This is a genomic window from Acetitomaculum ruminis DSM 5522, from assembly GCF_900112085.1.
In the GTDB taxonomy this organism is placed as follows: Bacteria; Bacillota; Clostridia; order Lachnospirales; family Lachnospiraceae; genus Acetitomaculum; species Acetitomaculum ruminis.
This window is the reverse complement of sequence record NZ_FOJY01000008.1, coordinates 6,119-29,054: the sequence shown is the minus strand read 5'-3', so window position 1 is coordinate 29,054 and position 22,936 is coordinate 6,119. Positions and strand designations below refer to the sequence as shown.

Sequence of the window (22,936 nt, the reverse complement as noted above, 5' to 3'; positions counted from 1 at the left end):
AAAGCTTCTTATGCTTTTATTGTTTCAGGTTTGTTTATTTCCTTCTTAAATGATATCGGAAGATTTTTACTGATACATAAAACAAACCATCTTTTTCGTCCTTATTTTAGCGAATTATTCTTAATTATATCCATATTTTCTTATTTTACAAGACTGTCCGAAAAAAATTTTTAAACTGCTTTAATTCTTATGATGTAAATGCTGACTGTTTGGCTATTTCCGACTTTTCCCTTAATAACAAATCCTCTTTACAGGAATTTTTTAGCGTTTTATAATTAAAAAAGATTTTACCCAATTTAAGAAATCCCTGTGATAAGGCTAAAAAGGCTTTTTCTTCGGGATGTAATACTTTAACATAAGGAAAGATAAAACAATGGAAAAAACAATAAAGTTTTTATTTGATATATATGATTTTTTACAGGATTGTGAAAGTGACCCAAGGGCATTTTCTGCTATTTTTGAAGGCACAAATGCCAATATAAATATCCCTCTTTGGGAGTCTGCCTACAAAAACAATATGAATATTATTCTAGATTCTACAAGCTTATCAGTAAAGAAAGCCTATTTCAAAGCAGGTCTTTGCCCAAAGGATAAAAATAATCCCTGTGATGATATTTTTAAGGAAACCGAATTTCTACTCTATCTTTCTTTAAAATCAAGGGATTGGGAACTTTTTATAAGCTTTTTTAACAGGCATTATAGAGATTTTTTAGCTGCTTTTCTTAAAAAAATCCTGGAATTTTACCCTTTAGAGAGCCATTACGAAAAAAAATCCAAAGAGTTTCTTGAAATTCTTTATAATCAAGACTTTCAGACAGAATTTTCACAATTAAACACAAAAAAAATTTTAGATAATGACCTTCTCTTAGATTTTTCCATGGAAAATAAAAGTAATGAGCTTTTAATGGATAAAATTAAGTCCTTTAAAGCCTCTCATTTTGAAAAAATAAGTCTAAAAGATATTGAAAGGGAATTAGAGGAAAAAGAAGTAATCACCTGTGGAATAAATAATTGTGGCGGAAAATGCCGTATTAATGCAAGGGTTACTTCCGGCTGCATTACAAAACTTTCCACTGATTTAGAGGATGAAAGGGGTAATATTAAAGCTTGTGTCAGAGGTCGAGGCTATAGAAGAACCTTTTTATCTTCTCAAAGACTAAGATACCCTTTAAAAAGAGTTGGAAAAAGAGGTCAGGGACTTTTTGAACGAATAAGCTGGGAAGAGGCTCTTGACATAATGGAAGAAAAAATAAAAAGTATCACTGCAAAATACGGCTACGGATGCAGATATGTCAACTATTCCACGGGAGTCACTTCAAAAATACGAGGAGACAGGCTTGCCAAAAGATTTTTCGCCCTGACGGGTGGTTATCTAGACTATTTTAACTCCTACAGCGGGGCATGTTTTGAATATACCACCCCTTTTATCTATGGAACTGATCAAAGCGAATCTTCTCCCGATACCTACCTGGATACAAAATTACTGGTTTTATGGGGGCATAATCCTTTAGTTACCATGTGGGGAAGTGAATATTTAAGCTCCCTAAAAAAAATAAAAGAAAAAAATATTCCAATTGTGGTAATTGACCCCCAGTTTTCAGATACTGCTGCCGTCTTTGCCGCTAAATGGATTCCCATAAAACCGGGAACTGATGCCGCTTTAGCCCTTTCCATAGCCTATGTTTTAATAAGCAAAAAGCTTTATAATAAGGCTTTTCTTACCAAATACTGCCAAGGTTTTGATAAAACTTTAATGCCAAAAGGATTTGAAAACGAAGAAAGCTTTGAAGAATATGTAATGGGAATTCGTGACGGCATAGAAAAAAATCCTGCCTGGGCTTCTAAACTTACGGGAATTTCCCCTGAGGATATTTATGACCTTGCTTTAAAAATAGCTAAAGCAAAGCCTTGTGCCATTCTTCCGGGAAACGGCCTTCAAAGAACCTCCAACGGAGAGTCCTCCTTAAGATGCATACAAGCTCTTTCTGCCATGACAGGAAATATAGGTATAAGAGGGGGCTCTGCTGCCACAAGAGGCTACGGTGCCGGACATAAAACTCCCTCCTTTCCAATGGTTAAAAACCCTTACGGCCTATCCATCCCCAGCTTTTTATGGACTGATGCAGTCTTTAGGGGAAAGGAAATGACAAGTAAAAAAGACCACATAAAAGGAGGCGAAGTATTAGAAAGTAATATAAAAATTCTTTTTAACCTTGCAGGAAATACCCTTATTAATCAACATGGAAATGTCAATAGAACCAGAGAAATCCTTGCAGATGAAAGCCTTTGCGAATTTATAGTCTGCTCTGATTTATTTATGACCTCTTCTGCCAAATATGCTGATTTACTCCTGCCCGCACCTTCTCTTTTTGAAAGGGAATTTATAACCGCTCCCTGGCATTTTGGAAACTTTCTCCTTTATGGAAATAAGTGCATTGACCCGCTTTTTGAATGCCGTTTTGAATTTGACTGGCTTTATGAACTGGCAAAAAGATTTGGCATTCAAAAGGAATTCGCCTGTGGTTTTGATAATGAAAATGACTGGAATAAAGATATTTATGAGAACTTAAGAAAAACAGAAGCTGAACTTCCGGATTTTGATACCTTTAAGAAAAACGGAGGTTACAAGTATAAGAATAATCCTTCTAAAGTTGCCTTTAAAGAAATTATAGAAGATTTTGAAAATAATAAATTCCCCACTCCCAGCGGAAAAATAGAGCTTTTTTCTTTGGCATTACATAATTTTAATGACCCGAAAATTCCGGCAATTCCAAAATTCCAGTCTGATTTTGAAGGGGTTTTGGATGAAAAAATCAAACAATATCCTTTACAACTTATTGGATGGCACACTAAAAGACGGTGTCATTCCATTCACGATAACAATGAATGGATGGAAGAAATTGAGCCCCACAGACTTTGGATTAATGAAAAAGATGCCAAAAAAAGAGCCATTAAGGAAGGAGATTTTGCCCTGATTTATAATGACAGAGGAAAAGTTTGTATGAAAGCCCACCTTACAAAAAAAATCATGGAGGGTGTGGTTTGTATTCCCCAGGGTGCCTGGTTTAACCCTGATGAAAAAGGCATTGATACAAGAGGTTGTGTAAATACTCTTACCACCCACGAGGCCACTCCCCTTGCCAAGGGAAATTCCCAACATTCCTGCCTGGTAGAGGTAACATTAATATAATATTTATAAAGGAGCTGATTTTTCTTGCTTATTCATAATAAAGATTTATGCTTGGGATGTAAATGCTGCCAGATAGCCTGTATGGATGCCTATAATCTCCCCCTTCAAAAATCCAGGCTTAAAATAACAGAAGAAGAAGAAGAAATTTCCGGGAAAATTAGCCTTACTTTTATTCTAAAAAGTAATTGTAAAGGATGTAAAAATCAATATTGTATAAAAGCCTGCCCGGTAAAGGCTTTGAGTATTAAAGATAATTAAATTAAAAAGGATATACCAACCATTTTCTTATCAAAATGCCTTGTATATCCTTTTATTTTTCATATTCAAATAAATATACATCAATAACTCCCTTTTAAAAATCAAACCGCCATATCAACCACCGAGCCGCCATAATTAATATAATCCTGAGTCTTTGCAGCTTTTGAATAAGGATTATCCTCATTGTATTTTATCTGGGTGGTAGTTTCTCCTCCGGATACATAGGTGCGTCCACACTCAGGACAAACCGAAGTAATTATTTTTACATTTGCGGAAATAACCTTGGCATTTTCATGCTGTTTTGCCTTTTCATAGGCATTTGCCACATGCTCTTGTTCATGGGCACGGACAGCACTTGCCGAGGCATTTGGAGAAATATGTGCCGCTGCTTTAAAAGAAACATTCTCATCAGAGCCGTCCTGGTACTTCCTGTTTTTACAGGTCTCGCATTCAATCTGACCGGAACGCTTAAGCCCCCTTATCTGGCTATCTGACAAATCAGCATCCTTTGCCTCTTTTTCCGTTTTTATGGCTGATTTTGACATCTTAATATCATTGCCTTCTTCGCTACATGTATCGGACTTATTATGCTGATTTAAATAATAAATGTTTTTAGTATTGGCATTAATATTTCCTATCATATCTTCTTTCACCTCACTTTCTTAGGTCAATTTAGCTACAATCGTCCTAATCTATATATCGATAGCTGCCTCAAAAAAAATTAGCCAAAAATCCCTTGAATTTTTGGGAATCTTTGGCTAAATGTTTTCTAGTCAGGGTAATAATCGCAACCTAACTCGTTCATTTTTGTATTAATCTTTTTATTATATTTATCTAAATTAATTCTTACTTTTCCACTGGTGTCCACCAAATACAAGTCATATGCTCCATGGCCTCCCACAGTGCTGCTGACTATAAGATATTTTGAAGAAACAATGCAGGTATCTGAAAAGTCGCTGTCTTTTTTGTTAAAAGGCATCATCTTTGCCTTATTATTTTTTAAGTCATATCTTACTATCTGGTCTGAGTCATTATCTTTACTGTAGGCTCTTGAAAAATATACATATCTTCCGCTTTTATCAGCAATAGGATAATAGGAATGGCATCCGCTTTTTTTGTATAATTTTTTTGTTTTAATATTTTTCCTGTTGGAAATGTCTGCCACCCTCACATACATATTACTTTCGCTTCCTTCAATGTAAAAAAGCTTCTTCCCGTCCCCACTGTAATAAGGCATTGACTTTTCTGTATTTCCTTTAATAAGAACAGTTCTTTTTTTACTAACGGTATTGTATTCTATGATGCTGGTTCCCTTTCCGGAAGAATTTGACCTTTTATAAACAATGCTTTTCCCATTTGGGGAATATTTCGGATCTTCATCATCCAAACCGTTTCCTTTAGTCAGATTGGTAGGATTTTTTCCATTAAATTTATATTCAAAAATATCCCACTCACCGTCTTTGGTCTCTCCCATAAATACAATGGCTTTTCCGTCTTTTCTAAACATTGCATTCATTGGATTAATTACATTTGTCCAATTTTTACTAATGCAAGACAACTTATTTTTAGCAAAATCGTAGATATACATCTTGCTGTCACCTTTATAATAGTCACTGTAATTATGAAATACAATTTTTCCCGTAAGTTTTGGTTTTGTGGTGGCTGCCTCAGTAGTAATAACATTTTTAAATGAAAAAATATTCACAAAAAGCAGCAAAAATGCTAACAATAAACAAGTTTTTTTAGTTCTCATATTTTATTCCCTCCACTTCAAATCTTGCCTGGTATATCTTTTTAAGCCAGTCAGGTAACCCGGGATATTCCTTTACCCTGTTTTCTAAGGTTCGTTTTCCCACCCGACGGTCAAGCATGGCCATCATTTTATAAATATAATTTTCAGAGTACAATGCTTCTTTTACAGGCATATTTATGTATTCTTTAATGTCTCTTATTATAAGCATGGAATCTCCATGACCTTCTGCAATGCTTATAAGATTAGCTTTTTCATATCGTATATCGCATTCTTCATCCCACTCACAGTAGAAATCATCCTCATTTGTAATATTTTTTTCCCTGTCTTCCGCTTCTTTTAACTCATAGTATTTAGGATACAGGTAATGGTCTTCATTATAGGGATTCCCCCTATATATCTCTTTTCCATCTAATTCCAGGGCAAATCTTCCGTATTGATCATCTGCTTTTCTGTAAATGGTAAAAAAATACTTAACCCTACCCCTAAGCTTTTCACAAAGCAAATCTTTTTCCAAAATATTTCTTATTTTACTCCAACTTAAACTCAATTTTTCCTCCTTAAGGTGATTTGTATGGCGGCCAGTGCAAATCCACTTTAAAAATAATAATAAATATTATACAAAAAAAATCCTGTTAGGACAAATCAGCTTTACTGCTCCTTTGTTTATCGGCTTTTATTTGCTTTATTTCTAAGGTTTTTGTCAATTTTACCATATTTTGCACTTAAAAATAGTAGATATAGTCCATTGACACAGGCATTTAAAAATTATATATTTAAAAAGTATTCGATTTTGAGTAAAAAGCTTTAATTATTTTATGAATGTCGAAATTTTATTAAATCTTGAGTTTTATCTCACCTACCGGGGAAAAATCTCTTTCCCCGGTCAACTCAAGGGGGTTTTTTGCTTAAAAAAGAATATAATTTTTATGTATAGGAGTGATATTAATGAAAAAGAACGTAACAAAACGACTAACATCGCTTTTTTTAGCTTCTGTAATGGCTGCATCAATGGCACCAACTACTACCTTGAATGCACTGGCTAAAGAAAACGAAAGCATTGTTACAATGGATGAGGCTAACTCTCAAACATCAGCCCTTCCAGGTCAAAGTGAAGCCTCGGCTTTACAAAACACAAATGCCGAAGAAAACCATGCAGTAAAACTGCAGATAGCTCCGGCAAACACAACTATTAAACTTTTTGACTCGAAAAACAAGGAGGTTACACTGTCAGAGCCTACGATTGCTTCCAACATCAACACATATGATGTAAGTCTTAAAGAGGGAACCTACACTTATGAAGGTTTTAACAAGGATGGACAAAGCATAGGTGGTGCAAGCATTACCGTAGACGAAAAATCCGAAGGAAAAACCTATCAGTTTAAAGAACTGAAATTTAAAGCTACAAACTCCGGATGGACTGTAGGAAATGAGTATAATGTTAAGGTTGGCATGTCCTCAAAAACCAACTACATGAATCTTTCCACAGCTGCAAATGACGGCTATGCCCATGGCCTGGGACTTTGCGGGGAGACTTTCTTTTATGAATTAGCCCCAAACGCTACTTTATCTGATGAAGGATATTTATCATTTACTTCAAGTGTGACAGTAACTTATTCTTCTGCTGCACAATCTATCTCAGGAAAAATCCCACAAGGATATGATTATAAAATCACTGCTCCGGAAGATATCACTGTCTTTGTTGGTCAGAAAATTAATCATTATCAATATTTCACAGAGATTTTACCTGTTTCTAAATCAACAAGTGATGGAACTACTACATATATCTTTAAATTAGCAGATGCAACTCAATATAATTACAGATTAAGTAAAAAAGGAGCACTTACTTATTGTGATTATTTTAAAATGAGTAATACTCTTGAACCTTTAAATGTTACAGAAGATATGTTATCAGGAGATCCAAAAACCATCGATAGAGATCTTACTCATAACAGTAACTCAAATGTAGCAGATGTGTTTTTAAATATAAATGAGAAAAACTACCTTTCTCTGGACAAGGTTGGTGATACCTTCCAGATAGTAAATCTCAGAAACTGGGAAGCTATTGATGGATGGGCAAACAACTATTTCATGGAGCCTGATTATCATTATGAAGTAATAGATGAAAATGGTGATACCTCCACAAACGTTGTAAAAGTCGATGAAAACGGACTTATTACAGCAGTAGGAAATGGAACAGCTATTGTTAAGGTTACCTATGACGCCTTTAAATGCTTTGAGGATTTATATGGCGCTATCTGGCCTGAAAATACCGGTGTATTTGTAGTTACAGTTGGTGCAGAAAAAGCAGACATTGATACCGGAATGAAAATTCACGAAAATAATGCCAATAACCAAAATACTACAATGAAACTTGCCGGAGTAAATGTAGACGCAGAATTAGATGTATTTTATTACCTTAAAGGTGAGGAAGGGGCAAAATACAGCTTTACTCCAAGTGAAGGAACTACAGTAGAACTTTTAAATCCTACTCTTACTGACACTGCTCTTAGCTACAATGGTGGATTTTCCACAAAGGGTGTAACAAATGATAACGGAACTTACACTCTTAACCTTACCAAGGGAAGAAACATTGTAAAACTTACCAAAGATGGAAAAAGCACCTATCAGGTTCTTTCTGCCAAAGAAGTAAGTTATACCATTGAAAATGAAACTCATCCGGGAGAAAGACCTAAGGGCGGAGATACTCTTAGAATTAATTTTGATACCTATTATATACCTTGTAACAAACTTGCAGGGGTTTATAACATGTCAGGAACTGTCAAATATACTTCCTCTAATGAAAAGGCAAGTGTTAAAAGTAAAGGAAATCAATATACCTTTGCTTCAAAGTATTCTTATGTAGAGGTAGCTCTTGCTGAAGATATAGAAGACGGAACCATTACCCTTTCCAATGGTTATATATTAGAATCCGGCTTTGGTTCACCTTATGGAGATCACAGAGGTATTTCCTACACTGTAGGTAAAAATCCTAATTTCACAGCCGGTGTAAGAACTGCCTTTTTCGGACAGCTTCCTGATGTAAGTTTTGAAGTAGGTGTGGAAAAATCCTATGATATTACCTTAAATCCTACTGTTGAAGGTGCTTTAATTACTGTTAAAAACTCTGAAGGTACAGTAATTGAGCCTAAGGAAGGTACAACTAATACCTATACTCTTCCTTGCGGAAGCTACAGCTACAAGGCTACCAAAGAAGGCTACGAGGATTTAGAAGGAAGCTTTGAAGTAGATAAAGAAAATGTGGAAAGAACTATTGATATTAACCTGGTTAAATTACCGGATTTAATCTGGGATGGCCAGACTGCAACCCCTGTTACTCCAAGTGATATTAAAGTTCCGGTGACAATTGATGGAACAAGCTATGAAGTTGATTACAAACTTTACACTGTTTCCTATCCAAGCCAGTTATACTGGATAGCTACAAAAATTAATGCTGGTGAATTTCCATCTAATGCAAAAATTGTTTTAGATGCAGATATTGACCTTGGAGATAAACCATGGACTCCCATCGGTTCAGACTATGATCTCTCATATGCCGGTATCTTTGACGGTCAGGGACATACAATTAAAAACATTTCCCTAACCATTGATAATTATGCAGACGGTCTTTTTGGCTATGTTCGTGGCACAAAGACAACTATAAAAATCGATGATAAAGATGTGAAAAAATCACTTCCAATTACCATTTCAAACTTAACTGTAGAAGGAAAAGGTACACATACCTCCGGCTTTTTCATAGCTGGTATTGTTGGGTGCATCCCTGAGGAGGATTCCGTTGTTTATCTTGAAAATCTTGTAAATAAAGTTGATATTACTTCATCAAAGGCAAATAATGCCGGTATTGTAGGTAGTATAACTAATCCAAATGTTTACATTAGAAATTGTAAAAACTACGGAAATATTGAATCAACTGCCCAGAATTCTTATTCAGCAGGTATCGTAGGCGACTCAAAATGTCTTAAGGAAATTAAAAACTGCTTTAACTATGGTAATGTATCCGGTGGTTCAATTCTTGCAGGTATTATTTCCCATACTATTTTTGATACAGAAACCACAAGTAAAGATTTACTTATAGAAAACTGTGGAAACTACGGAAATATTACAACCACAAATTACACAGCCGGTGGAATTATCGGAAACGGACAGTTTATTGAAAGAAAAGCTACTGATATTGGTATTAAAATTAAAAACTGCTTTAACAAAGGTAATATTACCTGTACCCACAGCTCAAAAGGTGGATGCGGCGGTATCATGGGTGAAGGAATGCCACATATTGACAGCTGCTATAATACAGGTGCCATAAAAGGTGCCGAAGAAGTTGGTGGGCTTGTTGGTAAATTTTACGGTAACTTCCTTGGAGTAATCGGTAAAATATCCAATTCCTATAACAGCGGACAAGTTACTGCCACATCAGGTAGTTATGTTGGTTCAGTAGTAGGTAGATTTAATGGAGATCCTATTGTCAAAAATGCCCAGACTAATATGGATATTGTAAAAGGACTTATTTCTAATTCCTATGTACTTAAGGGTTGTGCATCAAGAGTAAGCGGAAATAATTATAGTTATGTTTCTGCTACAGTTCTTTCAAGTGATGAACTTAAAGCAAGTGCAAATAGCATAAGTGCTTCCTTTACAAAGGGCTCAATAATTTACGATAACATTTATCCTATTCTTACCATTGAAAAATATTCAGACAATGAAGAGGCTGCCCTGGTAGATGAAGCAATCGCAAAACTTGGGGATGAAATAAACCTTGATAGTGATGTTTTAGCTGTTAAAGAAGCCTATGATAATTTATCTGACGATGCAAAAGCTTTAGTTAAAAATCTGGCTTCCTTAGAGGAAAAACTTGCCAAATATAATTCATTAAAGGCAGTTCAAAATGTAACCACCTTAATTGATGCAATCGGTGAGGTTAGCTTAGAATCAAAAGATGCCATTGACAAAGCCCAGACAGCTTATGATGCCCTTACGGAAGATGAAAAAGCTTTAGTTACCAATGAGACCAAGCTTTCTAAGGCAAAAGAAGATTATAAGGAACTTCTTGTTAAAGAAGCAAAAGAAGTAGATGCCTTAATCGAAAAAATCGGTGATGTAAGCTTAAAGAGCGAGAAAAAGATTAACGCTGCTAAAGAGGCTTACGAAAAATTATCAGAGGCAGCTAAAGAATTCGTAGAAAAACTTGATATCTTAAAAGAGGCAGAGGAAGAATTTGCCAAACTTACTAAAGAAAAAGAGCTTAACGAGGCTGCTAAGGAAATAATTAAACTTATTTCCGCTATTGATTATACAGATGCAGATTCCGTTACTGCTGCTAGAAAGGCTTATGATGCTGCTTCTTCAGAGGTTAAGGAGTTAGTTGTTAACTACAATACTCTTGTTAATGCTGAAAGCTATCTTGCTAAAAAAGCTAAAGAAGATGAAGAAGCTGCCGCTAAAGAAAAAGAGGCTTTGGAAGCTGCTAAAAAGGAAAAAGAACTTAACGAGGCTGCTAAAGTTATTATTAATCTTATTTCTGCTATTGATTACACAAATGCAGATTCCGTTACTGCTGCTAGAAAGGCTTATGATGCCGCTTCTTCAGAGGTTAAGGCCTTAGTTATTAACTACAATACTCTTCTTAATGCTGAAAGCTATCTTGCTAAAAAAGCCAAAGAAGATGAAGAAGCTGCCGCTAAGGAAAAAGAAGCACAAGAGGCTGCTGCTAAGGAAAAAGAACTTAACGAAGCTGCTAAAGTTATTATTAATCTTATTTCTACTATTGATTACACAAATGCAGATTCCGTTACTGCTGCTAGAAAGGCTTATGATGCCGTTTCTTCAGAGGTTAAAGCTTTAGTTGTTAACTACAATTCACTTCTTAATGCTGAAAGCTATCTTTCTAAGAAAGCCAAAGAAGATGAAGAAGCTGCCGCTAAAGAAAAAGAGCTTCAAGAGGCTGCTAAAAAGGAAGCAGAAAGAATTGCAGGCTTAAAGGAAGAGGCTAAAAAAGTTGATGACCTTATCTTGGCAATAGGAACTGTAAGTCTTAAGAGCGAAAATGCAATAAATGAGGCATTTAAAGCTTATGACGCCCTTAGTGATGAGGCAAAGACCTATGTAACTAAGTACACCAGCCTTAATGTTGCAAAACTTAAATATAACGTACTTGTTTCAGGTAATGTAGACGGTATAGCTATTACTCTTAACAAACAATCTGCAACCCTTTACACTACGACTCAAAAGACTATTACTCTTAAAGCCACTGTAAAAGGAACAGACGAAAAAGTAACCTGGAAATCTTCAAATCCTAAGGTTGCTACCGTATCAAGTGAAGGTGTGGTAGTTGCAAAATCTGCTGGAAAAGTAAAAATAACAGCATCTGTTGGAGCTTATACAAAAACAGCAACTATTACTGTTAAAAAGGTAACTGTTAAACCTTCAAAAACTACCATAAAATTAAAAGTTGGAAAAACAGCTAAAATAACTGTTACCTCCAACTTCAAGGGAAGTTTTAAATGGGCTTCAAAAAATAAAGCCATAGCTACCGTAACAACAAACGGTGTAATAAAGGCCCGCAAGGTTGGTACTGTTAAGATTACAGTCACCATAGCAGGTGTTCAAAAAGTTATTACCGTAAAAGTAGTTAAATAAGTTAGTCTTTATCTTAAGATATATTAATTTGCAAAAAAGGCGGCTCTTACGAGATTATCTCATAAGAGCCCCTTTTTTATTTATGTATCTAATGACAAAAAATATAAGGTATTTGTATCACAGTCATATACAGCAATATCAAAATTAAAAGATGCCCTTTTACAGGCTGCACTTATATTGTAAATATCCCTGGCATCTGAATTTCTGTCTTTAAAATAATAATAACCGTTTTTAACCGTTGGAATATAAGCATATCCGTCTTCATCTGCAATCATAGGGCTTTCATAGGAACTATCCGAAGCTTTCCCAAAAACAAGGGAATTAAATTCTTCAACTGCCGGAAGCTTTTTCCAATGTTTGGCATTTGTAATCTGTTTCTTTACATTGGTGGACTCGCAATCAATAATGCCAACGCTTACACCATCCCCCATAAAACCACCATGATTATCCACATAGGATTTTTCCGTGGCAGAACTTAAGTTTAAATCCAGCGCTTTTTCAATTTCTGATTTTGAAGTATTAAAAGAATAATATGCCATACCGGCCAAAACAAGCAGTAAGGCCAGAAAAGAGGCAATTATGCTGATAGCTTTTTTCAAACTTCTCACTCCTCGTATTATACTAAATATGCCATGGTAATTCCCGTTTTTAAAAAGCTTAAAAGTGCTTATTTAATCTTAACCAACATGACATCAAATTTAAAAATAATGTCAACTTCCTTCTTACTAATCATATCGTCAGCTAACTATTTTCTTGTAACAAGCTTATCTTGTTAATCAGGAATGATTTTTTACGATTTTCTCTTATAGGTTTTATTATAGACAAATATCATCACCAAAACGCTGACAAAGGTCATTATAATCACATACAATACAGAGTCTGATAATTTTATCTTATCCCCCAAAAAGCTTATATTAAAGGCAAAGGTCTCCTTCATTCCTTTTACAAAATTCCCCTTATCAATTCCACCAATTTCATTATCAATGTGCTTTAAAAGTCCCTTAATAAGCAGATTTCTAAAAACTACTGTAGTATGGGTACCAGGAAAAATATTACAAAAAGTCTGAACCTCTTCGGAAAATTCGCTTGTTGGTATATATGCTCCGATTACAAATCCACTGGCCGCAGACAATAACCCAGAGAAGGCTCCTGCAGAGGATACGGTCTTGAAAAACATTATTACTATCATAAAAAGTGCCGTGGTTGAACAGGCTCCCACCACAATCAATAAATATGCATATGCCACACTCTGAGATGAAATATATAAATCTCCCATGGATTTAAGAATTAATAAACCTGTGGTAAGAATTATTGAGGACATTATAATAGCTGATATAGTGGCTGATAAAAAATAAGAAACTATGATTTTCCACCTTTTTATAGGAGTTGCCAATATATCATAATCTATCTTCTTTTCCTTATCTGATACTATGGTTGTAAGACAGTTATAAGGAACTGTTATAAGGGCAGAACCTAAAATTCCCGTAAGGAGTATTAGATTTACCAGCATTTCAACATTTCCCGAGGTTATATAATCTTCAAGTCCCTTCATGGAATTTTCTATGGATTCCACATAGCTGTCCTTTAAAAAGAGTAAATAAAGGGCAAATACTATGATAGATGTCATAAGAGAAAATATCACTGCCTGAAAGTCCTTGAAATATACTAATATATTTCTTTTTGTTAATCCTAAAAATCCTCTCATTGTATAAACTCCTTTCCTGTGATGTTTAAAAATACATCATCCATACTTCCCTTAATTATTTCATAATCAGTAAAAACTTCTTTGTTTTCATACAAAAAATCGGTAATTATGCCTTTAAAAGGAATTATATAGTGATCCACATCATAAGAAATTTTGCCTGTAGCTATTTCTAAATTGTCAGGAGTTTTAGAAAGGATTTTTTTATTTTCCTCTGACTTTTCAACATACCAAATAAGTCTTGATGAGGTATATTTTGTTTTAAGCTCGGCAGGAGTTCCCTGACACATTACCTTTCCTTTGTCAAGGATAAGGACTTTATCTGCATTTCTGGTTTCTTCCATGTAGTGGGTTGTTAAAAATATAGTCATGGATTTTTCTTTTCTAAGATAATCAATAAAATCCCAGACCATTCTTCTGGATTTTGGATCAAGACCTGTGGTAGGCTCGTCTAAAAATAATATTTTAGGATTATTTATAAGAGCTCTTGCTATATCCACTCTTCGCCTTTGTCCTCCGGAAAGTGTGCCGTATTTTTGCTTTGCGATTTCCTCCAGTTTAAAAAAATTTGAGATTTTTTCCAATCTTTCTTTTATTTCTTTTTTACTTAAAGAATAGTAAGACCCCCTGGTATAAAGATTTTCCCTTACGGTTAATTTTTTATCTAAAACCGAATTTTGGAAAACTATCCCGATTTTCTTTCTTATTTCATCATCTTCTTTTCCTAGAACATGACCACAGATTTTTGCCTCCCCGGAGGTTTTTTCCAAAATCGTACAAAGCATATTTATTGTGGTGGATTTTCCGGCACCGTTTTCCCCTAAAAATGCAAATAATTCACCTTCATTTACTGAAAAGGAAATATCATCCACCGCAAGGTTTCCCCTGTATTTTTTTACAAGATTATTGATTTCTATTACCTTCAATGTTTTTCATTTCTCCTCTTTTTTTATAATCAAGTTATCGCTGTGATATGTTTAAATTTTACCATTTATATGTATAATGTAAAGAAAATTCCCTGACTTTCTTTTTCTTACAGGTAAAAGCAGTATGTCTTATTTGCTTATGAGAAAGAATAAAAAACCCTTACTTTTTATATCTTAAAGTAAGGGTATTTGATTTATGAATTTATTATATCTCTTATATAAGCTACTATTTTTTTAGCCTCTTTGCTCATAGTCTCATTTTTGTTATAAATAATACCGTAGGTAATGTCTCCATCTCTTTTCTTAAGCTTTATCCCCGGTCCTTTGCCTTCCTCATAGGCTGTAAAAGTTTCTGATGTAATATTACCTAAACCATTATTTTTTATCATTATATTCATAATATAATCGCTATTGGTGGTAACTGCCACTTCTAAAGGATAGTCGCTTAATAGCTTACCATTTAATGTCCAGTTAGAGCATTCCATATATTCATCATGCTCTCCCTGAACCAGGTTTGAAGAAAGAATTTTTTCCATATCCGGCCTTTTGAAAGGATAATCATCCTCTATGTCAAAATACAGCATACCGGATACGCTTCCTAACTTTTCAAACTCCAATTGGTAGCTTTTTAATGCATACTCAAATTGTAGCTTTCTTTCCGGAAAAACATATATAAAACCAACTTCATCTTCCATCTTTCTCAATCTTTGAACAATGTTTTCCGTTGTATCTGTATGAATATTATAACAAATGCCTGACTTTGCATTTTTTGCATAATAATCCGAGAAATGTCTGGCAAACCATGAACTTGGGTTTATGGATATTTTAACTACACCTTTTTTATTATCTACAGATTCTGCTTCCAATTCTTCTAATTGTGATACTAAAGCTGATGCATGATTATAAAAGGATGCACCCCTTGAAGTAAGGGTTATTCCATTTTTTTCCCTTTGAAACAGCTGATAACCAAGCTGCTTTTCAAGACCTGCTATAACCTTACTTACATTAGACTGAGTTGTATACAAGACCTTTGAAGCTTCACTAAATGATTCACAATCAGCAGAAACCACAAAGTATTTCAGTTGTTTTGTTTCTAACATTGTTCCTATCCTTTTCTTATTTATTTTTTGGGGACAAGTATTAGCAATAAACGGAATCTATCAGATTCTTAGTGTAATCATCCTTAGGATTATTTATTACTTCATCCGCAGTTCCGCTTTCTACCATTTTTCCATTACACATTACTATTACCCTGTCACAAAACATTTGTACCAGAGCAAGATTATGACAAATAAAAATTACCGATAGTTCTTTTTCTTTTTTTAATTTAATCAATAATTCCATAATCTGCTTTTGCACAGTAACATCTAAAGCACTGGTAGCCTCATCACAAATGAGGATTTCCGGTTCTATTGCAAGTGCTCTTGCTATGGCAGCTCTTTGACATTGTCCGCCACTTACTTCATGGGGGTATTTTTTTGCGTATTCCTTTTCAAGTCCACAAAGATTAAGCAACTCACCTACACGCTTGTCAATAACATCTTTATTTATACCCTTGTTCTTAAGGCTTTCTCCTATACCATAACCCAAAGTTTTTCTTGGATTAAAAGAACCTACAGGATTTTGAAAAACCATTTGTACTTTATCGTATAACTGTCGCTTATTCTTTTTTTGAACGTCTTTAACGCTTATTTCCCCGGAAGTTATAGGTATAAGCCCTGTAATCATTCTGGCAATTGTACTTTTTCCACTTCCGGACTCACCTACAATTCCTAATACTTCGCCTTTCCTTAATTCAAAGCTTACATCATCTACCGCTTTTGTGCTACTCTTTTTTTGAGTATCAAATATTTTAACAACATGTTCTGCTTTTAAGATAGTATCCATATTCACTCCTCTTACCTGTCAGCTTGAATTTATATTGCTATCCAATAGTCTTTTTTGATTTATTAATTAAACCAATGTCTCTACTATCTTTATTTTCTTACTAATTTTGGAACTGCGGACAATAAAAGTTTTGTATAATCATTCTGAGGATTATTTAAAACCTCGCTGGCTTTTCCGTATTCCATCATTTCACCGTTTTTAAGTACCAAAACTGTATCAGCCATGGCTGACACCACGCCTATATCATGTGTTACAATAATGATTGATGTTCCAAACAATTCTCTACAACGGATCATTTCTTCAACTACCTGCCTTTGAACCGACACATCAAGTGCACTGGTAGGCTCATCAGCTAACAGTATAGGTGGATTCATTAAAAGTGCTATTGCAATTCCCACTCTCTGGTTCATTCCTCCTGAAAGTTCAAAAGGATAACTGTTCCAGACTCTATCCACTTCTCTGAAGTTCAGTTTTTCAAAAAGAGAAAAGGCATTTTCTTTTGCCTTTTCTCTACTGATTTTTCCGTGAGCCATCTGGCTTTCTATAATTTGATCTCCAACTGTTCTGATTGGGCTAAGGGATGCTCCGGCATCCTGGAAAATCATACCTATGTCTGCGCCTCTTATTTGACGAAGCTCTTTTTCAGGTAAATCTATGAGATTCTTCTGGCCAAAATGTATATCACCTCTGGTAACCATTCCGCCATCTCCCAATATACCCATGCAGGCTTTTATCAAAGTACTCTTTCCACTACCGGATTCTCCTACAAGACCAAGGATTTCTCCTTTATGTAGTTGAAAACTAACATCTTTAACTACTTTTTGCCCATTGTATGAAATATCAACCGAATCGTAACTTAAAATAGCTTCATTAAATTCCATGATTTTTCCTCTAAAATTTCTTAATTTTAAATTACTAATTTTCGATTTTTTATAATTATTACTCTATATCTACATCTGCTGTAAATTCATAGTAATCACTTGCATGAGCTTCAAGACCTTTTACATTAGACTTGCTGATAATGCTCATTTTAAGGAATGAACAAAATACGAATGCATTGTCATCTAAAATCTTTTGCTGCATGTCTACTGCAATTGCACTTCTTTCATCAATATCAAAGGTCTGATTCATCTTTTCAGCCAGTTTATTTAATTCATCATTATTATAAGCTCCTCTGTTTTTGCTTGAGCTTGGTAAGCAATGTGTTGAGAAGAAGTACATTGGGTCACCGATACCACAGGTAACAAATGCTGCTGCATATACATCCCATGCAGTTTTATCTTCAAGAACTGTTCCGTGGTCAGCTGTTACATTAAGCTGTACATCAATACCGATTTCTTTGAGTGAAGCCTGAACAGACTCTGCAAGTAATGGTAATTCCTGACGGCTTGGATAACTAAGCCATTTAATTGTTAATTTTTCTCCGTCTTTTTCACGGATTCCATCTCCATCTGAATCTTTCCAGCCTGCTTCCTCAAGAACTTTCTTTGCGCCTTCAGCATCAAATTTTTCTGCTTTGACTTTATCTCCACCAAAGCTGAATCCTTCAGGGAAAGCTCCAACTGCTGTATATCCATAACCGGAAAGAAGTGTATTTACAAAGCTTTCTTTGTCAATTCCCATAGCGATAGCTTTTCTTACGGCATCATCTTTGATAACGCTTGATTCGTAATTCATCTGACAGTAGAATGCACGGCTTGTAGCTGTACTTGAGAAGGTATAATCATCATTTTCAAATAATGGATAACTTGCATAAGCCATACCGTAAGCAGCATCAATATCTCCATTTTGAAGTGACATAGCCAATGCATCACCATCTGAAATTGTAATAACTTTTACTTCATCAAGTTTTACATCGCCATCCCAGTAATTTTCATTCTTAACAAGATTAATATGATCATCTGTAATAAGTTCTTTTGCTACAAACGGACCTGTACCAACAACTATTCCATCTGCATTTCCTTCTGAAACATCAATGATTGCTCCATAAGGGTCGCAAAGGTAATTAATAAGAGTAGGTTTCGCCTCTGTTGTTTTAATGGTAAGAACCTGTCCGTCAGCCTCCATTGTATCAATAGCAAGATCTCCTGCTGCTCTTTCATGAACCTTTACAAGGTCTTCAAAACATGCTTTAACTGCCTCAGCATCTACTGCTTTACCGTTAGAGAAAGTTACACCGTCTTTAATGGTAATTTTCCAGGTAAGTTCATCTACATTTTTATATTCTGATGCAACCCATGGCTCAAGTTCCATGCTTTCATTGAACTTGAATAAAGTTTCACCAACACCATATCTAACACATGGCCATCCTGCATAAGTATTATGTGGGTCAATGTTAGCTTCTTCATTTTCTGAATTAAATGTAGTATCACCAAAAGTTAAAACCTTTGTGCCTGTGCTTGCTGTTGAATCATCTTCTGACTTTGTTTCGGTTTTTGTACTGACATCTTTCTTGCCAGAATCATTAGAACCACAGCCTGTCATAAGTGTCATAGCTGTGATTGATAGGGTTAATAAAACCGCTAGACCTTTCTTAAAATTTCTCATATCATTGTTCCCTTTCTAAAAAATAATTAATTTATATGGTTTTACTTTGCCTGCGTGGGTCCAGATAATCCCTTACTGTATCCCCAAGCAAGTTAAACACTACAACCGAGATAAAAATAGCAAATCCCGGAGATAGTACAATCCATGGATAAGTCTGAAGCATACTTCTTCCAGTACTCATCATGCTTCCCCATTCAGCGACAGGTGGCTGAGCCCCCAGTCCTAAAAATGAAAGACCGGCTAATTCCATCATCATGGTACCTATATCCAATACTGAAGTAACCAGTATCGGACCTAAAATGTTAGGAAGTATGTGTCTTACGATAATCTGTAATGCATTATCACCTGCCATTATTGAAGCATTGATAAATTCTGAATTTCTAATTGACAAGGTCTGACTTCTTGCCACCCTGGAATATTTTGGCCAGCTTATAACTGCCAGGGCAATAACCGCATTCCAGATTCCTCCTCCTAATAAAGCTGCTACCGCAAGAGCAAATACCAGCCCCGGAAAAGCAAGGAAAAAGTCGGAAATTCGCATTACTATCCCATCAAACTTTCCTCCAATGTAACCGCATAATACACCAACAGCGGTTCCAAATACTGTTATAATAGCTACTAAAGCAAAGGTGGATAATATACTTGCTCTTGCCCCTATTATCACCCTTGAAAGCATGTCCCTTCCATAGGTATCCGTCCCCATAAGGTGGCTTGCACTTGGTGCATTTAAAGCTACACTTAAATCCTGTTTATATGGATCGTGGGGACAAATCTGTGCAGCAAAAACAGTCATTACTATTAAAAGTACTGCCAGGCTTGCAAAAAAGACCAAACGCAGTTTTATATGACTTTTCTTAACCTTTTGTATCCTAATGGAAATTTCTCTTTTCTTCTTTTTAATATCTGAAGACGAAATCAATAACTCTTCAGTATTTTCGTTACTAAGATCCATATTTATTATCCTCTCATTTAAACCAATTCTTTATATTTGTTACAAAGTTTACCCATGTCTGCTTTATCATTTAACTCCCAATCTGATACGGGGATCTAAGAATCTGTAGGAAAGATCCGCTATTAAATTCACCAAAACATATATAATAGCCATCCACATTACATAGGCCTGAATCATAGGATAGTCCCTCATATTTATGGAATCTACCGCCAATTTTCCAACTCCGTCCCATATAAAAATGGACTCAACAATGGCAGTTCCACCTAAAAGACTTCCGATGGAAATAGCTAAAAGTGTAATAATCGTCACCATACAGGCTCTTAAAACACTTTTAAAAAGTGTGGTTGAATATTTAACACCTCTAGCCTTTGCTCCCAATATGTAATCCTTGCTAAGTTCATCCAAAACCGTAGCCCTTACCTGTCTTAAATACTTGGCACTCATGGCAATTGCCAAAGTCAAAGCCGGTAAGACAACAGTTTTTACACTTATGCTATTTGATAAAACCGGAAAAAGTTTAAGTTTTATTGCCAATATGTATATCAAAACCAGAGATACGAAAAAGTTTGGCATACTGTTTCCTAAGAAACTAAAAAATCGTATTATATAGTCCACTACCTTATTTTGATATACCGCAGATACAATACCCAAAGGTATAGAAATAATAATTGTCAAAACAATTGAAACCAAAGCCAATAACAAAGTGGCCGGAAGTTTAGATATAAAAGTGTCAAAAACACTCTTTCCTGACAGATAGCTGTTTCCCATATCTCCTTTAAGGAGATTTGAAAGCCATGTAAAATACTGCACAAGGAAGGGTTTATCAAGTCCCAGTTCCTTTTTGGCATTTTCTACGACTTGCTGCGAGACAGCCGCTCCTGTGTTTAACATTTTTTGTTCTACCACATCACTGCCTGCCAGCCTCATCATGCCAAAAGACAAAAAAGTTATGGCAAACAATATGGGGATTAATTGTAGAATTCTTTTTAACGCATATTTCATTATATTTTCCCATCCATCAAGTTAAATTAAAGCGGATTAAAAATCCGCTCCGGTTGCAAAAATAAAAAGACATGACTTCACCACTATAGTCACATCTTCTACACAACAATCATCATACAGACTAATTACTTTTCATGTAACCCCCCACAGGGGATATTTTATCATTCCTTTTCAGAATATCTAGATTACTATTTCGAATAGCAAATGATACTTTTTTTATTTAATATGTTTACGCGTCCTTATTCGTTTAGTAAAGCGGATTCCGAATGTCCGCTTTACTCATCTGCGATTTTCTTCTCAAGTGGGTTCACCTTTGACAGCAAAACTGCGGTCTCCACATGCTCGGTAAACGGGAACATGTCATAAGGCCAGAACTCCCTCGCCTTATACCCCTTTTTCTTAAGGAGTTTTAGGTCCCTTGCTAAGGTCTCAGGATTGCAGGAGATATAAACTACACGCTTTGGTGAAAGAACAGAAAGCTGTTCTATAAACAATTCACTGCTGCCACTTCTAGGAGGATCCATAATTACCACATCAACCCTGTCTTTGCTGGCTGCCACCTGGAGCATAAACTCTCCGGCATCTTCATTATAAAAATCTATATTTTTTATGCCATTAACCTTTGCATTTTTTATGGCATCTTTATAGGCATCCCTGTTTAATTCCACACCGATTACCCTTTTGGCAAATGGTGCCGCGATTATTCCTATTGTTCCTGTGCCACAATATGCATCAATAACTGTTTCTTCTCCCTCTATACAGGCTAAATCAATGGCTTTTTTATATAACATTTCTGCCTGAACTGAATTTACCTGATAAAAAGATTTTGGAGATATTTTAAATCTCATGCCACAAAGAACATCCTCAATATAGCCTTTTCCGTAAAGGGTATGCTCCTTTTCGCCCAGAATCATGCTGGTTCTGTCACCGTTTACATTAAGAACAATAGTGGTAATCTCCGGATGTTTTTTTAGTAATGCTTTTACAAAATTATTTTTTGAAGGCATAATAGGGTCTGCCAGTACCAAAACCACCATAACTTCCCCCGTGGCAAATCCTCTTCTAACCAATACATGACGCAGTAACCCATATCCCGTATCTTCGTCATAAGTCTTGATTTTAAAGGATTTTAGCATATCCTTAATATCTTTTATAATTAAACTGCTTACTTTATCTTCAATAAGGCAGTTTTTTACAGCCACAACATCATGACTTCCCTTCTTATAGGTTCCGGATATAATTCTTCCCTTGGCATCCCTGTCAAAAACCGCGTGAACTTTGTTTCTGTAATGATAAGGCTCTTTCATACCCTTTATCATATGCACCTTTCCAAAAGGAGACAGCAGTTTTTCCAACTGTTTTTGCTTAAATTTAAGCTGTTCCTCATTAGTTAAATTTATAAAACTACAACATCCACATTTTTTTGCAACAGGACATATATCTTTTCTCTCAAGAAGCATTTCCATTGGAAAATTGCTTTTTTCTTTTGTAAATTTGGGAGCTTTATCCCTTGATTTTAAAGTTTTTTTCCCAAATCCCAAAGATGCAATTCCTGAATTTGGACGTTTTTTTAAATTTGTAGCATTTGAAGGTCTTTTATTTTTCTTTTTCTCCCTTTCCAAATACCACTCATCATCCATATCCTCAAAATCCTCTACATATACTACTTCTTCTTTAAAATTTCTTCTTTTTGAATTTTTATTTCTTTTCTTGTCCTTATTATTCAATGCATTCACCTTTTATTTCTCTGTAATTATTAATAATATTTTTGTAAGTCTTTTAGATTTTTCCAATAAATCCCCTTAAATCTCTTTTTATACCTTTACAGATTATTTCCTATAAACTATTTATCTTAATACATCTTTTGTAAACTATCCACCACCTAAAGGAAGTGGTTTTGATATTTAAGTTTCCAGACGTTTTGTAAAGCGGACATTCTTAAATCCGCTTCGCTACTTCCTCATGAACGCAGCGGCACTTTGTGCCACCTGTCAGAAGGGGCTTTAACCCCTTCTGACACTAGTAAGCTTATACCCCCGCTTAAAGCTTACGCTTTTGAAGCGGGGGA

The 22,936-nt window shown here is 35.2% G+C and carries 16 protein-coding genes; 3 read left to right on the top strand and 13 right to left on the bottom strand.

Annotated elements, in window-relative coordinates:
• Positions 1-373 precede the first annotated feature (373 nt).
• The gene (locus BM153_RS06565) at positions 374-3,190 is read left to right on the top strand and encodes a DMSO/selenate family reductase complex A subunit (RefSeq protein ID WP_092871966.1); all 2,817 of its coding nucleotides are present in this window, start codon (positions 374-376) and stop codon (positions 3,188-3,190) included.
• Positions 3,191-3,214: 24 nt separating this feature from the next.
• Complete coding sequence (locus BM153_RS06560; RefSeq protein WP_092871964.1) at positions 3,215-3,448, top strand: 4Fe-4S dicluster domain-containing protein; 234 nt, start codon at positions 3,215-3,217, stop codon at positions 3,446-3,448.
• Between the two features lie 101 nt (positions 3,449-3,549).
• Here BM153_RS06560 and BM153_RS06555 read toward each other — a convergent pair whose 3' ends face one another.
• From BM153_RS06555 to BM153_RS06545, 3 genes are all read right to left on the bottom strand, one after another.
• A complete protein-coding gene (locus BM153_RS06555; protein ID WP_092871962.1) occupies positions 3,550-4,089 on the bottom strand; it encodes a hypothetical protein in 540 nt (179 codons plus the stop codon).
• A gap of 128 nt (positions 4,090-4,217) precedes the next feature.
• Positions 4,218-5,201: a TolB family protein gene (locus tag BM153_RS06550; RefSeq protein ID WP_092871960.1), complete on the bottom strand. Its 984-nt coding sequence runs from the start codon at positions 5,199-5,201 to the stop codon at positions 4,218-4,220.
• Complete coding sequence (locus BM153_RS06545; RefSeq protein WP_092871958.1) at positions 5,191-5,748, bottom strand: SF0329 family protein; 558 nt, start codon at positions 5,746-5,748, stop codon at positions 5,191-5,193. Before BM153_RS06545 ends, BM153_RS06550 begins: the two co-directional genes overlap by 11 nt.
• A gap of 398 nt (positions 5,749-6,146) precedes the next feature.
• Between BM153_RS06545 and BM153_RS06540 the strand changes: the two genes are divergently transcribed.
• Positions 6,147-11,852, top strand: a complete 5,706-nt coding sequence (locus BM153_RS06540; RefSeq protein WP_092871956.1) for an Ig-like domain-containing protein — start codon at positions 6,147-6,149, stop codon at positions 11,850-11,852.
• Between the two features lie 80 nt (positions 11,853-11,932).
• Here the strand turns inward: BM153_RS06540 and BM153_RS06535 are convergent, their stop codons facing one another.
• The 10 genes from BM153_RS06535 to rlmD form a co-directional block, all read right to left on the bottom strand.
• Complete coding sequence (locus BM153_RS06535) at positions 11,933-12,451, bottom strand: hypothetical protein (RefSeq protein WP_092871954.1); 519 nt, start codon at positions 12,449-12,451, stop codon at positions 11,933-11,935.
• 191 nt (positions 12,452-12,642) lie between these two features.
• Entirely contained in the window at positions 12,643-13,557 is a 915-nt protein-coding gene (locus BM153_RS06530) for an ABC transporter permease (protein WP_092871952.1), read from the bottom strand.
• Positions 13,554-14,480: an ABC transporter ATP-binding protein gene (locus tag BM153_RS06525; RefSeq protein ID WP_092871950.1), complete on the bottom strand. Its 927-nt coding sequence runs from the start codon at positions 14,478-14,480 to the stop codon at positions 13,554-13,556. Before BM153_RS06525 ends, BM153_RS06530 begins: the two co-directional genes overlap by 4 nt.
• 194 nt (positions 14,481-14,674) lie before the next feature.
• Positions 14,675-15,580: a LysR family transcriptional regulator gene (locus BM153_RS06520; RefSeq protein WP_092871948.1), complete on the bottom strand. Its 906-nt coding sequence runs from the start codon at positions 15,578-15,580 to the stop codon at positions 14,675-14,677.
• Between the two features lie 40 nt (positions 15,581-15,620).
• A complete protein-coding gene (locus tag BM153_RS06515; RefSeq protein WP_092871945.1) occupies positions 15,621-16,367 on the bottom strand; it encodes an ABC transporter ATP-binding protein in 747 nt (248 codons plus the stop codon).
• A gap of 89 nt (positions 16,368-16,456) precedes the next feature.
• Positions 16,457-17,248: an ABC transporter ATP-binding protein gene (locus BM153_RS06510; protein WP_092871943.1), complete on the bottom strand. Its 792-nt coding sequence runs from the start codon at positions 17,246-17,248 to the stop codon at positions 16,457-16,459.
• Between the two features lie 58 nt (positions 17,249-17,306).
• The gene (locus BM153_RS06505) at positions 17,307-18,914 is read right to left on the bottom strand and encodes an ABC transporter substrate-binding protein (protein ID WP_092871941.1); all 1,608 of its coding nucleotides are present in this window, start codon (positions 18,912-18,914) and stop codon (positions 17,307-17,309) included.
• Between the two features lie 31 nt (positions 18,915-18,945).
• Positions 18,946-19,866, bottom strand: a complete 921-nt coding sequence (gene nikC / locus BM153_RS06500; protein WP_092871939.1) for a nickel transporter permease — start codon at positions 19,864-19,866, stop codon at positions 18,946-18,948.
• Between the two features lie 66 nt (positions 19,867-19,932).
• Positions 19,933-20,871 carry a nickel ABC transporter permease gene (gene nikB, locus BM153_RS06495; RefSeq protein ID WP_092871937.1) on the bottom strand — a complete coding sequence of 313 codons (939 nt, stop codon included), beginning with the start codon at positions 20,869-20,871 and terminating at the stop codon, positions 19,933-19,935.
• A gap of 272 nt (positions 20,872-21,143) precedes the next feature.
• Entirely contained in the window at positions 21,144-22,508 is a 1,365-nt protein-coding gene (gene rlmD / locus BM153_RS06490; RefSeq protein WP_092872131.1) for a 23S rRNA (uracil(1939)-C(5))-methyltransferase RlmD, read from the bottom strand.
• Positions 22,509-22,936 lie beyond the last annotated feature (428 nt).

Coding starts and splice junctions, on each gene's coding strand:
- BM153_RS06505 (WP_092871941.1), bottom strand. CDS start 18,914: ATGAGAAATTTTAAGAAAGGTCTAGCGGTTTTATTAACCCTATCAATC.
- BM153_RS06510 (WP_092871943.1), bottom strand. CDS start 17,248: ATGGAATTTAATGAAGCTATTTTAAGTTACGATTCGGTTGATATTTCA.
- BM153_RS06520 (WP_092871948.1), bottom strand. CDS start 15,580: ATGTTAGAAACAAAACAACTGAAATACTTTGTGGTTTCTGCTGATTGT.
- BM153_RS06555 (WP_092871962.1), bottom strand. CDS start 4,089: ATGATAGGAAATATTAATGCCAATACTAAAAACATTTATTATTTAAAT.
- BM153_RS06540 (WP_092871956.1), top strand. CDS start 6,147: ATGAAAAAGAACGTAACAAAACGACTAACATCGCTTTTTTTAGCTTCT.
- BM153_RS06530 (WP_092871952.1), bottom strand. CDS start 13,557: ATGAGAGGATTTTTAGGATTAACAAAAAGAAATATATTAGTATATTTC.
- rlmD (WP_092872131.1), bottom strand. CDS start 22,508: ATGGATGATGAGTGGTATTTGGAAAGGGAGAAAAAGAAAAATAAAAGA.
- nikC (WP_092871939.1), bottom strand. CDS start 19,866: ATGGATCTTAGTAACGAAAATACTGAAGAGTTATTGATTTCGTCTTCA.
- BM153_RS06550 (WP_092871960.1), bottom strand. CDS start 5,201: ATGAGAACTAAAAAAACTTGTTTATTGTTAGCATTTTTGCTGCTTTTT.
- BM153_RS06565 (WP_092871966.1), top strand. CDS start 374: ATGGAAAAAACAATAAAGTTTTTATTTGATATATATGATTTTTTACAG.
- BM153_RS06515 (WP_092871945.1), bottom strand. CDS start 16,367: ATGGATACTATCTTAAAAGCAGAACATGTTGTTAAAATATTTGATACT.